We start from the raw sequence: 14,101 nt of genomic DNA on the forward strand, positions 1-14,101 counted from the left end.
AAGATTTGTATAGTTCAATCTTTTATAACGATATCTGCCGAGTAAATTCCTCTTACCGTCCCGTCATCGAGCCGGAGCTCCAATAGACCATCCTCTGAAATTCCTATCGCAGTTCCCTCAATTGTTTCATTTAACATAACGGCTCGAATCCGCTTTCCTGCAGTGTTCGAATACCCTTCCCATAACAATTTAATCGGCCCGAATCCATGTTTTTCATACATCTTTGTATACAATTCAATAAAACCGAGGATTTCAGCAATTAATTTTGCTCGGTCAATCTGTTGTCCGCCCTCGATCTTTAATGAAGTAGCGATCTCTTTTAGTTCCTCTGGAAAATCTTCTTCATCTTGGTTAACGTTCATACCGATACCAAGAATAATCGCTTTTACTCGATCCGGTTCCGATTGAAGCTCAGTTAGAATGCCCGTCATTTTCCTTCCGTTAAGCAAAATATCATTCGGCCATTTAATAGACGCTTCAATACCTGTGACATTTTCAATTGCCCTAACGATCGCGACTGCTGCAACAAGTGTCATTTGCGGAGCTTGCTGAGGCATTAATGACGGTCGGACAATTAAACTCATCCAGATTCCTTTTTCAGCTGTCGAATTCCATGGACGGGACAACCTTCCTTTGCCAGCAGTTTGCTCCTCGGAAACAATAAGTGTTCCGTCGGGAGCACCAGCTTGAGCAGCATCGTGGGCAACAATTTGAGTTGAACTGCAGCTTTCGTAATAATCAATTGTCCTGCCATACGTCGTCGTCTGTAAATACTTCTGGATATTGGCAGCGTTCACACGATCAGGAGATCCGATAAGCACATACCCTTTTTTCCTAATAGAAGAAATCTCATAGCCTTCTTCTTCAAATTCTTTAATGTACTTCCAAATTGCTGTTCTTGAAAGACCGAATTCGTCCGCAAACTCTTGCCCCGAAACCGGCTTTCCGTCAGCTTCAAAAAGTCTTTTGAGCAATTCATCTTTGACGTTTATATTCATTAAGAAACCATTCCTTTATCTGTTCAGCATCATTCGGGCAATGACGATGCAGCACCGCATATTCGATTTTATCCATCCAGTCGCCAACCCACTTGCCGCCTCTTTGGTTTGTCCAAGTCATCAAGTCTTTCCCATCGACTTTTAGATCGTTTTTAGAATGGATTGACAAACTTTCTTTCATTCGCATCATTTCCTCGACAAGAATTCCAGGTTCAGTCGGATGAATCGCTTGCCAAACTTTTTCCGTAGCAATCAACACTTCAACGGCGAATCGGTAGTAATCATCTATTGAAAATTTGCCGTTCTGTCTTCTGTCAAATGCAGCTTGAACGTCTGTCAAAAAACTTTTCTCGCGGTTAGAAAGCTTATATGCTCTTGCAAGATCTACGGCTGAAAAACGTCCTGCTAGCATTAATGCAGACCAACCTTGTTCTGTTATTGCAAATGGGGTACAAGCAGATAATACTTGGACATCATCCGGAAATAATGGCAAATGCTCTGCTAAACAAGTGTCAATTATCGTCGCGAACGCCTTGCTTGGATCAATACCTACCCATAACTTATCCATCTCAGCTTTAATTCGTTCTACAGAAACGTGCGCAACACTGGCCGCATTTTCTTCAATTGCCTGTAAGGTCCATTCCTCAATTTCAAATCCTAAAACAGAAGAGAATCGGACTGCACGGATCATACGTAAAGCATCCTCATGAAATCTATCTGTTGCATTTCCTACCGCCCGGATCTTTCTATTTTGAAGATCTATCGTTCCTCCGAACGGGTCAATCAATTCACCAGATAAAGTTAACGCTAAAGCGTTCATCGTGAAATCCCTGCGTTGCAGATCATCTTCTAAAGACCTGACAAATTTCACTTCATCGGGTCTTCGATGATCGGTATATGTACTTTCCGTACGATACGTTGTCACTTCAATCGGTTCTTCGTCCATGATGACCATCACAGTCCCGTGTGCAATTCCAACATCAATCGTATGGGAGAATACGTGCTTTACTTCCTCTGGCGTGGCAGACGTAGCGATATCGAAATCTGAAGCTTCTTTGCCGAGCAAATGATCCCGTACTGAACCACCTACAAATACCGCCTCATATCCCGCATCTTCTAATTGTTTGACGACTTTCCGACTCGGCGCTGTCCCAAATTTCAACGTCATTTTAAACCTGCCACTTTATAATACAGCTCTTCATATTGATGAACGATTGAAGCTGAATTGAATTTTTCACGGACAGTCTGCATTGCATTTTCACGGAATCTATCAAACATGATTCGGTCTTCAAATAGTATCTTCGCTTTTTTAGCAGCATTTTCTATATCTCCAAGTTCAACGAGGAATCCGTTCTTTCCGTCCTCAATGACTTCCGGAATCCCACCGATATTAGTTGCTATAGCAGGCACGCCGCAAGAAAATGCTTCTAGCAACACGAGACCGAAAGCTTCTTTTTCTGACAACAAGAACATGAGATCGCTAATTGCTAATAGCTCCGGAAGGTCATCTCGCTTCCCTGTAAAGATGACATCTCCTTCCAAACCTTCTTGCTTTACCTTTTCCATCATTTCAATTTTTTTAGGACCTGCTCCGACTAATAATAATTTCGAATCGATATCTTTTCTAATAATTTTAAAGCTGTCAATAATATCATGAACCCGCTTCACACTACGGAAGTTTGAAATATGAATGATGACCTTTTCCTCTTTCTGAATCCCCAATTCACTTTTCAAGGAACCCGGATCAACCGGCTTGTATTTCTCTTCATCGATGAAATTATATATAGTTATTATCTCTTTGTCTGGATTAATTAATGAAAGTGTATCTTGTCTAAGTGATTCAGAAACGGCTGTCGTCAGATTAGATTTATGAATTCCATAACGGACTGTGTTTTTTAACGCTTCATCTTGGCCAAGAATTGTTACGTCCGTCCCATGTAATGTCGTAATGATACCAATAGTAGAATTTGCCATATCCTTTCCAAGTGCCGCGGATACTGCATGAGGAACTGCATAATGGACATGTAATAAATCAAGCTTTTCCTCTTCAATTACTTGAGCAATCCGATTTGCTAAAGCGATATCATACGGCGGATATCTGAAAACGGCATAACCATCAATTTTCACTTCGTGAAATTGAATATTTGGATGGACATCAGGGATGCGAAAAGGCCTACTCGACGTAATAAAATGCATCTCATGTCCCTTTTCAGCCATTTTTAATCCGAGTTCTGTAGCGACAACTCCTGATCCCCCTATTGTCGGATAGCAAATAATACCAACTTTTAACTTTCTCATACACTACCCCCTCTTTCGAAAACGTTAATCAATAATATTTTCCAATCCATAGATGAGGTCTTTTCGACCAATTACTTCTCGAATTGCCATAATAATTCCTGGCATAAAACTTTTTCTGTCAAATGAATCGTGACGTAAAGTTAATAATTCCCCTTCACCTCCGAGAAGAACTTGTTGATGGGCAAGTAGCCCTGGCAATCGCACACTATGAATTTTCATTCCTTCAACGTCAGCTCCACGCGCACCATCTAAATGGACTTGCTCATCGGGATGCCCTTGTATATGCGATGGTCTGTTTTCTTTGATCATTTCGGCAGTTTTCACGGCGGTTCCGGATGGTGCATCTAGTTTTCGGTCATGATGCATTTCAATAATCTCTACATCTCCCAAATAGCGGGCTGCCTGTGCTGCAAATTTCATCATAAGAACCGCGCCGATTGAAAAGTTTGGAGCAATGATTCCACCAATTTGTGTCGATTCCACCAAATTAAAAATAGAATCTAACTCATGCTTCGTTAAACCCGACGTGCCGACAACCGGATGTACACCAAGCGACAAAGCAGTCTTCACATTATTGAAAACAGCATCTGGATCAGTTACATCTAATAACACTGACGGTTGGTTCTCTGCATAAAGGTTTGAAAGAGATGTATAAATCGGAATCCCTTGTTTATCTTCATTGATGACACCGTTATGTAAATGCAAACCATCGTATTTATAATCAAGAGCAGCTACCACTTCCACATCATTTGCCGCTTCGATTGCTTCAATTGCTGTAGCCCCCATTCTTCCACGGGCCCCTGCAATGGCTACTTTTATTTTCATCAAAATTCCTCCTTTTTCGTCCATCGATCTGCGTCACGATCTTTAAATTTATTCAGTACGCCCAACAATGCTTCATCTAGGCTAATTCCTTGTGAATTTGCAAAACAGATAAGGACAAAAAGCAAATCACCTGTCTCTTCTTCTAATGATTTACTTTCTTCGGTATCCTTTTTCTTTTTCATTCCATACACATGCTGCACTTCCCTCGAAAGTTCGCCGAGTTCTTCTGTAAGCCGAGCCAACATTTCCATCGGAGGGAAGTATCCTTCTTCAAAGCCCGATATATATGCATGGACTTCATCTTGCAAGCTTCTCATCGTTTTAGCTTGTTCCAATTTGCTTCTATCTCCTTCATTTGTTATCGTATTCATTCATAGAACTATTGTCAAAGACAAAAGCGAAGGGTGGCGGTTAACTGCGACAGGCATAAGGCGGATCTGCGAAACGGCGAACTTTGCCGTGCAGCAGAGCTGACTTATGACCCGAGCAGTTGCCACCCGGAGTCTAGACGTCACGAAGAAAGGTGGTCATCATTTGCTAAGTGGAATAAAATTTAAAAACATCTTTTTCATCATCCTAGGCGCCGCTATTTTCAGTTTTGGTCTTGTACATTTTAATATTCAACACGAGCTAGCGGAAGGCGGATTTACAGGTATTACACTTATCCTCTTGTTTGCTTTCAACTGGGATCCCGCCATCATGAACCTCTTGCTGAACATTCCGATGTTTATAATCGGATGGAAACTGTTAGGAAAAAGGGTTTTCATTTATACGATTATCGGAACCGTTGCCGTTTCTGTCTTCCTGAAAGTTTTTATGAAATATCAATTCAACATCCAATTGGAAGGCGACATGTTTCTTGTCGCACTTTTTGCAGGTGTTTTTATCGGTATTGGACTCGGCATTATTTTCCGGTATGGTGGAACAACCGGCGGTGTAGATATTATCGCACGTTTAGCGCATAAGTACATAGGCTGGAGCATGGGAAAGACAATGTTTATGTTTGACGCGTTAGTCATTTTGCTATCATGGGCGGTTTACTTAGATCACCGGTCCATGATGTATACCCTCGTTGCGCTGTTCGTTGGCGCACGCGTTATCGACTTTGTACAAGAAGGTGCTTACGCCGCAAGAGGAGCTTTCATCATTTCAGAAGCCCAAGATGAAATTGCCTCCACGATAACGATGGAAATGGAACGTGGCGTTACTGTTTTCAGAGGATATGGTCATTTCACGAAATCAGACCGTAAAATATTATATTGTGTAGTCGGAAAAAATGAATTGATACGCTTGAAAAATATTGTCACGTCAATTGACCCACATGCTTTTGTATCGGTGACGGACGTGCATGATGTGTTAGGTGAAGGCTTTACACTTGACGACCAGAAAAGGCCTTTGGATCATTGAACGAACGCAATTACAACTATATAAAAACCCGACCGTGCATCGGTCGGGTTTTATTATTAGTCCCTGTTCGTAAAAATAAGGATAAGGCGAACCAATTCAAGAACCGCAACTGCCGTAGCAGCAACATATGTCATTGCAGCAGCGCTCAACACTTTCTTCGCGTGTGGCTCCTCTTCATTTCGGATAACCCCAAGCTCAACGATTTGGTTCATTGCACGGGTGGATGCGTTAAACTCCACAGGCAGTGTAACAATTTGGAACAAGACACCAACTGCCATTAACGCAATACCAATTCCAAGCATGAAATTCAAGCTTGAAGCAAGAATACCGATAATGATGAAAATCCATGAAGCATTGGATGTAATATTAGCGACTGGAGCTAAACGATGGCGGAAACGTAAAAACGAATAAGCTTCTGCATCCTGAATCGCGTGACCGACTTCGTGTGCAGCTACAGCAGTTCCCGCTACAGATGCTTCATGATAGTTATGTGATGATAAAGCTACTGTTTTCGTCAAAGGGTTATAGTGATCACTTAGAAACCCTTCAGTTTCAACAACTTTTACATTTTGCAAACCATTACGATCTAAGATTAGACGTGCTACTTGTGCACCCGTCATCCCAGAAGTTGAGTACACTTTTGAATATTTTTTATACGTACTTTTAACTTTGAATTGGGCATATAACGGAAGCAAAATAATAATACCCAGGTAAATTAAAAACAATACAGACCCCTCCCTTTTTCTCTTTTTCTATTTTATAACGGGTATTCAGTAACCGCAAGTTTTTGCTATTGTACAATAACGGTATTCCGTTTTTTTCGTATGTCGAATAAAGCATATGCTAAGACGATGCACATAATAGAGAGCCAAAATGTAAAGTAACCGATTTTATCCATATGTTTCATCAAATCATAGTAAATCGGCATTTGACCGAATACGTAATCAATCACATCGTTATGCAATGTCCAAATTCCAGCAATGACAATATGTCTAAAGCTGAATCGGTACAGCGGGCTATAAAGAACAGCTTGTACCGCCATCGCAAAATGGGATCCGATGAGCATCCATCCGACCCACCCAATGGACCCTGTTTCATACAGTGTGAGCAGATTCATGACAACTGCCCATAATCCATATTTAACGAGCGTAATAAGTGCAAGCGCTTCAATTAATTTGAAATTCCTGCCAATTAACCAGCCGATAATTGCAAGCAAAAAGAACAAGCTTGCTGTAGGGCTATCAGGAACAAAAATCCAAAAAATCGGCTCTGTCAATTTTAATTGCCACATATACCAATCGTATCCGTACACCGTCCCAAGTATATTAACGAATAATAGAAGCCAAAGAAATGATTTATGTGATAATAAAAACCAAATACGATTGAATATAGAAATCATGGCTATCTCCCCAAAAAACAGTATGTTATTCAGTAGTTTCTGTTACCTTGTATGTATTATAAGTTGCAAAAAAAGAGTCAGTCCAACTGACTCTTTTTTATAGTGTATTACTTTGCACCTAAACCTTCAAGGAATTCTGCGAGAATTTGTAAATCTTCCTCGGTACCATCCCATGTGTTCGCAGGCATAGTGTTAATACCATTATGTGCAATATCTACAATTTCATCAGCTGAAAGGCCTGTGTTTCCTAGTGTCGGACCTAAGCCGCCTTGGAACGCATCTCCATGACAGCTAATACATGAAGAGCTTGCGTAAATCTGATAGCCTTCTGACTCCGGATCAAATTGAATTTCTTCACGAATCGCTCCTTGTGCTGCCGCTTTTTCCCAGTCATGGTTCACGACAGACTCCCATGTTAAATAGAAAAGAGCTGCAAACGCAAGTAGCATAAAAGCAGTCGGAAGAGGGCGTTTAAATGGACGACGCTCTTTCGATGTATCCATGAAAGGAACAAGCATTAAAGCTCCAATTGCCAATCCAGGCATGACAATCGCTCCGATGACGTTATACGGTCCGGATGCGAACTCATATTTTAGCAATTGGTACATGGATAAGAAATACCAGTCTGGTACCGGTATGTATGTTGTATCCGTAGGATCTGCTTGACGCTCAAGCGGAGACGGATGGGCAACTGTCAGAATTAAATATCCGATTAGGAAGATTGCACCGATGATCCACTCTTTCAAGAGGAAGTTCGGCCAGAATGCTTCTGTTTTACCCGGATATTCCGAGTAATCTTTAGGGACATTCGGCATCTTGCCTTCTGCTTTGATGCGCGAGTCACCGACAAATTTCATACCTTTTCCGCGTTGCATTTTGTCCCCTCCTTATTCTAATTTCAGACAAATCCGCATCATTTCGGATGAGGATCTTATAGCGGACCGGAAATTCCTTGTCTTCTGATCATGATAAAGTGTGCTGCTAACAACCCAAGTAACGCAGCTGGTAGGAAAAATACATGAATAGCAAAAAATCGTGTCAATGTTTGCGCGCCTAGAATCTCAGAGTCGCCCGCTAGAAGGATTTTAATTTGCTCACCGATAAATGGTACCGATGCAGCAATTTCAATACCTACTTTAGTTGCAAACAATGCTTTCATATCCCATGGCAATAAGTAACCTGTGAATCCAAGACCTAACATCGTTACGAAAATTAACACTCCGACAACCCAGTTCAATTCACGCGGCTTTTTATACGAGCCTGTAAAGAATACACGTAGCGTATGCAAGAACATCATAACGATAACAAGAGACGCTCCCCAGTGGTGCATCCCACGCACAATTTCACCGAATGCAACTTCATTTTGAAGATAGTAAACGGATTTCCATGCATTTTCAATATCCGGGGTATAATACATTGTAAGGAACATTCCTGAAAGAATCTGGATGACCGTTACGAAAAACGTCAAACCTCCGAAACAATAAATGAATGCAGAAAAATGATGTGCAGGGTTTACGTGCTCAGGTACTTCATGGTCAGCGATATCCCGCCAAATCGGGGTGATATCCAACCGTTCGTCAACCCAGTCATAAATTTTATTTAGCACTTCGGTCGTACCCCCTTACCTATTAAACTAATGTGTTTGGAACTGTTTTTCCTAGATGGACATAACCATCCACAATTTCTACTACAAACTCATCAAGTGGTCCGAGTGGCGGAGAGCCCGGGATGTTTTTACCGTTTTTCTTATAACGCCCATCATGGCAAGGACAGAAGAATTCGTTCTTATACTTCTCGTCACCTTCCCAGTTCACCGTACATCCAAGGTGTTTACAGACAGGAGAAAGTGCGATGACCTCTTCGCCTTCTTTATAGACCCATGCGGTACTCGATACATCAGATTTGTACCATGCGTCTTTACGATCTTTAATCGTAAAGTCAACACGGACAGGTGTTTCTGTTAACTTGTCCACCCTTTGTGATGTCGGAATAAAATCTCCTTCACCTTTTGGTTGCAATACTGGATCAACCGCAAAGCGGACCATCGGCATCACCGTAGCTGAAATCATGAATCCACCGACACCCATTAATGTATAGCTCAGGAATTGGCGTCTAGACACTTTGCTGCTCATCAGTTTCCCTCCTCTTACTCCAAAATCAGTCCAACAAACGGACATACTTTTGCAAATTGTAAAACTAGGACATATCTATAATATATCAATTTTGTAGTAAATTCAATCATGCTAGCAGCTGTATATATAGATTGTGTGAAGAATTCATGAATTGTTCACATATGCCAGTCATTACCACCCGGTCATCATTTTTCCAAAGAGGAGGTCGAAAGTCTCACAACAAATGAAAACTTCTCTTTACTGCTTTGCCCATTGCTCTGTAAACAGGGGTAAAACTTGGCGGAGCTGATCCTCGAGAATAGATTGTTTCAAAGCAGCATCCATGTTTTCCAATGGAATGGAAGGCATCCAGACGACTTGTCCAGGTAACTCTATCGTCTTCCAAGCATGATCGGTAGTTAAGAAGAAAACGTGCTTGAAAGATGTGTCAGAAAATTCACGTAAAGTTGTTTGAGCCATTTGCTGTTGGTCTGTTGATGAAGTGTAGGCAAACGGTGGCGCAAACATCATTCTCCCTTTAAATTGAGTTTCAATAATTGAAGTTAAATGCATAATGAATTCAGTTGAAGAAGCACTTGACTTCATATTATCTATCTTCGTTTCTACTTTTATTAGCGGAACTACTAATGTATCAATATACTCTTTTTGAAGTAAATATGTATCCATGTCTTTACCTGTCCAATTCATTTATAACGAGCCTCCTAAAAATAGTCATACAAATGACTCCATCAAGAAGACGGAGTCATTAGTCTTTTGTAATCTTCATTTCGTTCAACATTGCAGATAGGATGAGAAATCGTTCCCGGTCATTCGCATCGAGCGCCTCATCGACTCTCTTCATAAGCAATTCCAAAGACATAGAGGCTACACTTTCCTCTAATAATCGCTCGGCAATCTTACGATCACGTGCACTCACTTGTAGTTCTGCAGGAAGGAATGGATTTTCCTCACGAACACTCGCATATTGCGGACATGCATGGCTGTTTGGAAAATTAAGTTGAATATACATTTTTTCCTCTGGATGGAGACGTAAGTCATGAAAAGATTTTTCCGCATCAGCAGTCATCAGATTGCCTTTATAAAAACGGAAAGGAATGCTTTCTGAATTTATAGTCGAGATCACCATCGCCCGCGGACAGTAATGTGCTTCATCCGTAAAGTGGACGTTTTGAAGAAGTTGTTCATGGCTTAGAAGATAATTCAGAATCCACACACATTCCCGGCGCTTCAGTTTATAGCGCTTTAAAAACCACCGCACAAAGTCTTTTTTGGCAGCGACAGGAATAATGGCTGTCATATCACACCTCCTCGTCGTTCAACGTTTCAAGAAAAGCGGTCCATTCCTCATGTTGTGTTAAGCTAGCCAACGTCTTAACTACTTCGATAGCTTCATCCTGTTTTCCTTCATCCAATAGGAACCTTGCGTATTTATCCAAAAAAGATGGATCATCCTTCATTCCAGCATATGCCTTACTGTAAGATACGTATGCATGTGCATATTGTTCCTCTCTTTCCAAAGCGTATGCTTTGAATGCAGACAATATTGAAATATCCATTAGCCCTTCATGCAAATCTGCAAACAATCTTAGTAGTTCTTCGTCTTCTTCTTTTTCATTATAAAGCGAGGCAAGTGTGACAATCGCGTCTATATATTCGGGATCTAGCGCTATTGCATGTTGTAAATGCTCTTTAGCTTCATCGGGCATTCCGAGCTTTAATGCCACTTTGCCTGCTGACAACCGGAGTTCCTTATCAAACTCATCACGCTTAATGCCTTGCTCGAATAATTTATAAGCCTTCTCGTCATCTCCCAATTGAGAATGTACTTGGCCAGCGAGCATATAAGCAGAGAAATAATCTGGATCCATTCCAATCAAATTATCAAGCAATCGTATTGACCTTTCCGGCTGATTGCTCTGATAATAAGCGTACGCAGCGCCGAACAGAGTGTCTGGAAGCTGCTCGTCTTTTAGAACTTCCTCATAATATGGAAGAGATTCCTCAAAAGCAGCCCCTGCACTATACGTTTCAGCGAGCCTCAGAGGAATTACCGTTCCTGCAATTTCATTATGGCCTTCTTTGTAAAGTTCAGCGTATATCTTGGCCGCTTCAAGATATCTCCCTCCATCTAGCAAAAGCTCAGCATATGCAAAACGGATAACAGGCTCGTACGGTAATCTTGAAAGGGCTTCTTTTACCTTTTCAATTGCCGCCTCCGCCATGCCAATCATCTGATAATAATCAGCTAGCGCCAAAAGCGCCTGAGTATATTCCTCTTGCTCGGGAGTTATTTCCGAAAGAAGCAGCAGTGCATCATCCTCATCGCCAAGTTCCATCAATGTATTCGCCCTGTCAATCTTCAATTGAGGTTCATCCGGCATATAAGAAATGAGCGTTTCGTAAATATGGTCGGCTTGGCCAATATACCCATAGTTAATTAATAAGCCTGCCGCTTCGTATAGCAGGTCAAACTCATCACTTTTTTCCGCCCGGTCAATTAAATCGTTTATTAACCCGATATTTCCATCGAGTATCGCTTGTTCAAAATCATGTAACTGCATCATATTTTCACCTGTTCCTTCATGTTGTATACCCTAGGAAAATTATTCTTCATTGCGCGCTAAGACGAGGTGAGACAAATGATCAAAGAAGTCTGGATAGGAAATATTAATACATGATGGATCTTTAATTTCGATGGGGCCATCTGAAACCAATGCTGCAATGGCAGCCATCATCCCTATTCTATGGTCACCGTAGGATTGTAATTTCCCTCCTACTAATGCGGTCGGCCCTTCTATAATCATTCCATCTTCAGTTGCCTCTACTTTTGCACCCAACTTCGTCAATTCATCTGTGACGGCGGCAATACGGTCCGTTTCCTTGACTCGGAGTTCCGCGGCATCTTTGATAATTGTCTTTCCTGTTGCTTGAGTCGCCATTAACGCAATTATCGGCAATTCATCGATAAGTGTCGGAATGATCTCTCCACTAATCTCTGTTCCTTCCAACCGGGAATGCGTTACTTTGACTACTCCATAAGGTTCTCCTGTCTCCCCATGTTTTTCAAGTATTTCAACTTCCGCCCCCATTTGTTGTAATACTTCGATAATCCCAGTTCTCGTTGGGTTTAGCCCAACATCAACAAATTGTACTTCACTTCCTTCTATCATAGCCGCGGCCGCCATGAAAAATGCTGCAGAGGAAATATCGCCAGGAACTTTTACATTAGCACCTGTCAATGACTGACCACCTTGGATTTTCACGATATTCCCATCCCGCTCAAGCTTCACTCCAAATTGTTCGAACATACGCTCCGTATGGTCTCTTGAAACAGTCGTTTCTCTCACAATTGTTTCGCCTTTCGCATTCAGTCCTGCGAAAAGAATGGCAGATTTCACTTGCGCACTCGCTACAGGCATATTGTAGTCAATTCCTTCAAGCGTCGAGCCGACAATCGAAAGCGGAAGGAAATCTCCACCCTCTTTACCTGAAATCGCGGCTCCCATTGAATGTAATGGTGTTGTTACTCTTTTCATCGGACGCTTTGACAATGAATCATCGCCAGTTAATATAGAAGTGACTTTCGAGCCCGACAATATTCCGAGCATCAATCTTGCTGTTGTCCCAGAATTGCCAGCATACAGCTCTTTTGTCGGGCTTGTCCAATTTTCCATTCCGGGGCTATCGATTACTACATCAGTTCCATTACGTTCGATAGATACGCCTAATCTCTTAAATATCTCAACTGTCCGCAGACAATCTTCTCCATCGAGGAAACCTTTAACTACAGTACGTCCTTGAGCAATCGACGCTAACATGATGGCGCGATGGGATATCGATTTGTCTCCTGGTACTCTTAATGACCCTTTTAGTTTTGGTTTGTTGTAGTGAACTGTTTTTATTGCATCCATAATGATGCCCCCTTATTAAAGAATATGCATGCTGTAATCTGTTGTTTTTTCAAGAACTTCCCTTGCATTCTTCCGATCGTCAGCAGTCTGAAAACTAATAACAAGAATTCCATACACATCTGTCCGAGTTTCTACAATCCGAATGTTTGTTATACTAATTTGTTCATCTGCAAGAATTTTTGTGATTTCAGATATGATACCAGGATGATCCGGGATGTCGATATGCAAGTCAAATGTCATATACAATGCACCTTGTATTGCGCCTTGGAAAGTGGATGGCAATCGATCGCGAAATTCCTTCGCCTCGGCAAAGAAACCGAATATTTGATCGGGATCATTTTCGAGGATCATCGACCGAATTAAATGCATCTCCTGCAGCCAGCCGTCCAATTGCCGAAGTAGTTCCTCTCGATTCTGAATCGTAATGTCCCGCCACATTGTAGGATCAGCCGATGCAATGCGGGTTAGGTCTCGAAACCCACCTGCAGCTAGATTTTTCACGAATGGCTGATCTTTTTCCTGATCAGCGAGCCTGCCGACGAGTGAAGAAGCGATAATATGAGGGAAATGACTTACGATTGCTGTCATCCGATCATGCTCAGCTGCATCCAATAAAACGATTTTACCTTTCGAAGGTGCCAATAGACTGGATAGCTTTTCAATTTGTTCGGCACTCGCATTTTCGCAAGGGGTTAATACATAGTATGCATTTTCAAATAGATGCTCTTTCGCAGCAGCAATACCACTTTTATGGGAACCGGCCATCGGATGCCCGCCGATGAACGTCAACCCTTTTTCTCGTAGTCGTTCAGCAGCTTGCATGATCGGTTTTTTCGTGCTTCCTGTATCGGACAGAAGGACATTTTCTTTAAGTGTCCATTCCAATGCTTCTTCCATTAACGCGATTGTCGTATTAACAGGTGTCGCAAAAATGATGTAATCAGCATTTTCGCACGCCGCCTTTGCAGAAGGTGCAATTGCGTCAATAATACCACGGCGGTAAGCTTCATCCGCAGTTGCATATGAACGGTCAAACCCCGTTATATGTATGTTACGGCCTCCCCGCTTTATTGCAAGCGCGAGGGAGCCACCTATGAGACCTAGACCTATAATTGCAACATTTTCATTCAT

General features: G+C 41.8%; 16 protein-coding genes. 1 reads left to right on the forward strand and 15 read right to left on the reverse strand.

The window, feature by feature from the left end; translation table 11 throughout:
• Nucleotides 1-14 precede the first annotated feature (14 nt).
• Genes QM454_RS14035 through QM454_RS14055 form a run of 5 tightly spaced genes read right to left on the reverse strand, consistent with a single transcriptional unit; the run spans nt 15 to nt 4,438 of the window.
• A complete protein-coding gene (locus QM454_RS14035; protein WP_432359029.1) occupies nt 15-998 on the reverse strand; it encodes a biotin--[acetyl-CoA-carboxylase] ligase in 984 nt (327 codons plus the stop codon).
• Entirely contained in the window at nt 976-2,166 is a 1,191-nt protein-coding gene (locus QM454_RS14040) for a CCA tRNA nucleotidyltransferase (RefSeq protein WP_432359030.1), read from the reverse strand. The genes QM454_RS14035 and QM454_RS14040 overlap by 23 nt, the downstream gene beginning before the upstream one ends.
• Nucleotides 2,163-3,296: an N-acetyl-alpha-D-glucosaminyl L-malate synthase BshA gene (bshA, locus tag QM454_RS14045; RefSeq protein ID WP_432359032.1), complete on the reverse strand. Its 1,134-nt coding sequence runs from the start codon at nt 3,294-3,296 to the stop codon at nt 2,163-2,165. Before bshA ends, QM454_RS14040 begins: the two co-directional genes overlap by 4 nt.
• Before the next feature lie 24 nt (nt 3,297-3,320).
• A complete protein-coding gene (gene dapB / locus QM454_RS14050; RefSeq protein WP_432359034.1) occupies nt 3,321-4,121 on the reverse strand; it encodes a 4-hydroxy-tetrahydrodipicolinate reductase in 801 nt (266 codons plus the stop codon).
• The gene (locus tag QM454_RS14055) at nt 4,121-4,438 is read right to left on the reverse strand and encodes a nucleotide pyrophosphohydrolase (protein WP_432364021.1); all 318 of its coding nucleotides are present in this window, start codon (nt 4,436-4,438) and stop codon (nt 4,121-4,123) included. The genes dapB and QM454_RS14055 overlap by 1 nt, the downstream gene beginning before the upstream one ends.
• 217 nt (nt 4,439-4,655) lie before the next feature.
• On the opposite strand from QM454_RS14055, the gene QM454_RS14060 reads away from it, so the two are divergent.
• Nucleotides 4,656-5,528 (forward strand): YitT family protein, encoded by an 873-nt coding sequence (locus tag QM454_RS14060; protein ID WP_432364023.1) that lies wholly within the window; start codon nt 4,656-4,658, stop codon nt 5,526-5,528.
• A 56-nt stretch (nt 5,529-5,584) separates the two neighbouring features.
• On the opposite strand, the gene QM454_RS14065 is transcribed toward QM454_RS14060, so the two are convergent.
• From QM454_RS14065 to QM454_RS14110, 10 genes are all read right to left on the reverse strand, one after another.
• A complete protein-coding gene (locus QM454_RS14065; RefSeq protein WP_432359036.1) occupies nt 5,585-6,253 on the reverse strand; it encodes a zinc metallopeptidase in 669 nt (222 codons plus the stop codon).
• A gap of 65 nt (nt 6,254-6,318) precedes the next feature.
• Complete coding sequence (locus tag QM454_RS14070; protein WP_432359038.1) at nt 6,319-6,927, reverse strand: DUF1405 domain-containing protein; 609 nt, start codon at nt 6,925-6,927, stop codon at nt 6,319-6,321.
• Between the two features lie 107 nt (nt 6,928-7,034).
• On the reverse strand, nt 7,035-7,802 hold the full coding sequence (locus tag QM454_RS14075) for a c-type cytochrome (RefSeq protein ID WP_432359040.1): 768 nt from the start codon (nt 7,800-7,802) through the stop codon (nt 7,035-7,037).
• Between the two features lie 56 nt (nt 7,803-7,858).
• Entirely contained in the window at nt 7,859-8,533 is a 675-nt protein-coding gene (gene qcrB / locus QM454_RS14080; RefSeq protein WP_432359042.1) for a menaquinol-cytochrome c reductase cytochrome b subunit, read from the reverse strand.
• 22 nt (nt 8,534-8,555) lie between these two features.
• Nucleotides 8,556-9,062, reverse strand: a complete 507-nt coding sequence (locus QM454_RS14085) for a ubiquinol-cytochrome c reductase iron-sulfur subunit (protein ID WP_432364025.1) — start codon at nt 9,060-9,062, stop codon at nt 8,556-8,558.
• A 234-nt stretch (nt 9,063-9,296) separates the two neighbouring features.
• On the reverse strand, nt 9,297-9,746 hold the full coding sequence (locus QM454_RS14090) for a DUF2487 family protein (RefSeq protein ID WP_432359043.1): 450 nt from the start codon (nt 9,744-9,746) through the stop codon (nt 9,297-9,299).
• A 58-nt stretch (nt 9,747-9,804) separates the two neighbouring features.
• Nucleotides 9,805-10,356, reverse strand: a complete 552-nt coding sequence (locus tag QM454_RS14095; protein ID WP_432359045.1) for a ReoY family proteolytic degradation factor — start codon at nt 10,354-10,356, stop codon at nt 9,805-9,807.
• Between the two features lies 1 nt (nt 10,357).
• Entirely contained in the window at nt 10,358-11,620 is a 1,263-nt protein-coding gene (locus QM454_RS14100) for a tetratricopeptide repeat protein (protein WP_432359047.1), read from the reverse strand.
• 42 nt (nt 11,621-11,662) lie between these two features.
• A complete protein-coding gene (gene aroA / locus QM454_RS14105) occupies nt 11,663-12,970 on the reverse strand; it encodes a 3-phosphoshikimate 1-carboxyvinyltransferase (RefSeq protein ID WP_432359049.1) in 1,308 nt (435 codons plus the stop codon).
• A 15-nt stretch (nt 12,971-12,985) separates the two neighbouring features.
• Nucleotides 12,986-14,101 carry a prephenate dehydrogenase gene (locus QM454_RS14110; protein WP_432359051.1) on the reverse strand — a complete coding sequence of 372 codons (1,116 nt, stop codon included), beginning with the start codon at nt 14,099-14,101 and terminating at the stop codon, nt 12,986-12,988.

The sequence above is a fragment of the Sporosarcina sp. UB5 genome, assembly GCF_050859005.1.
Taxonomy (GTDB): Bacteria; Bacillota; Bacilli; order Bacillales_A; family Planococcaceae; genus Sporosarcina.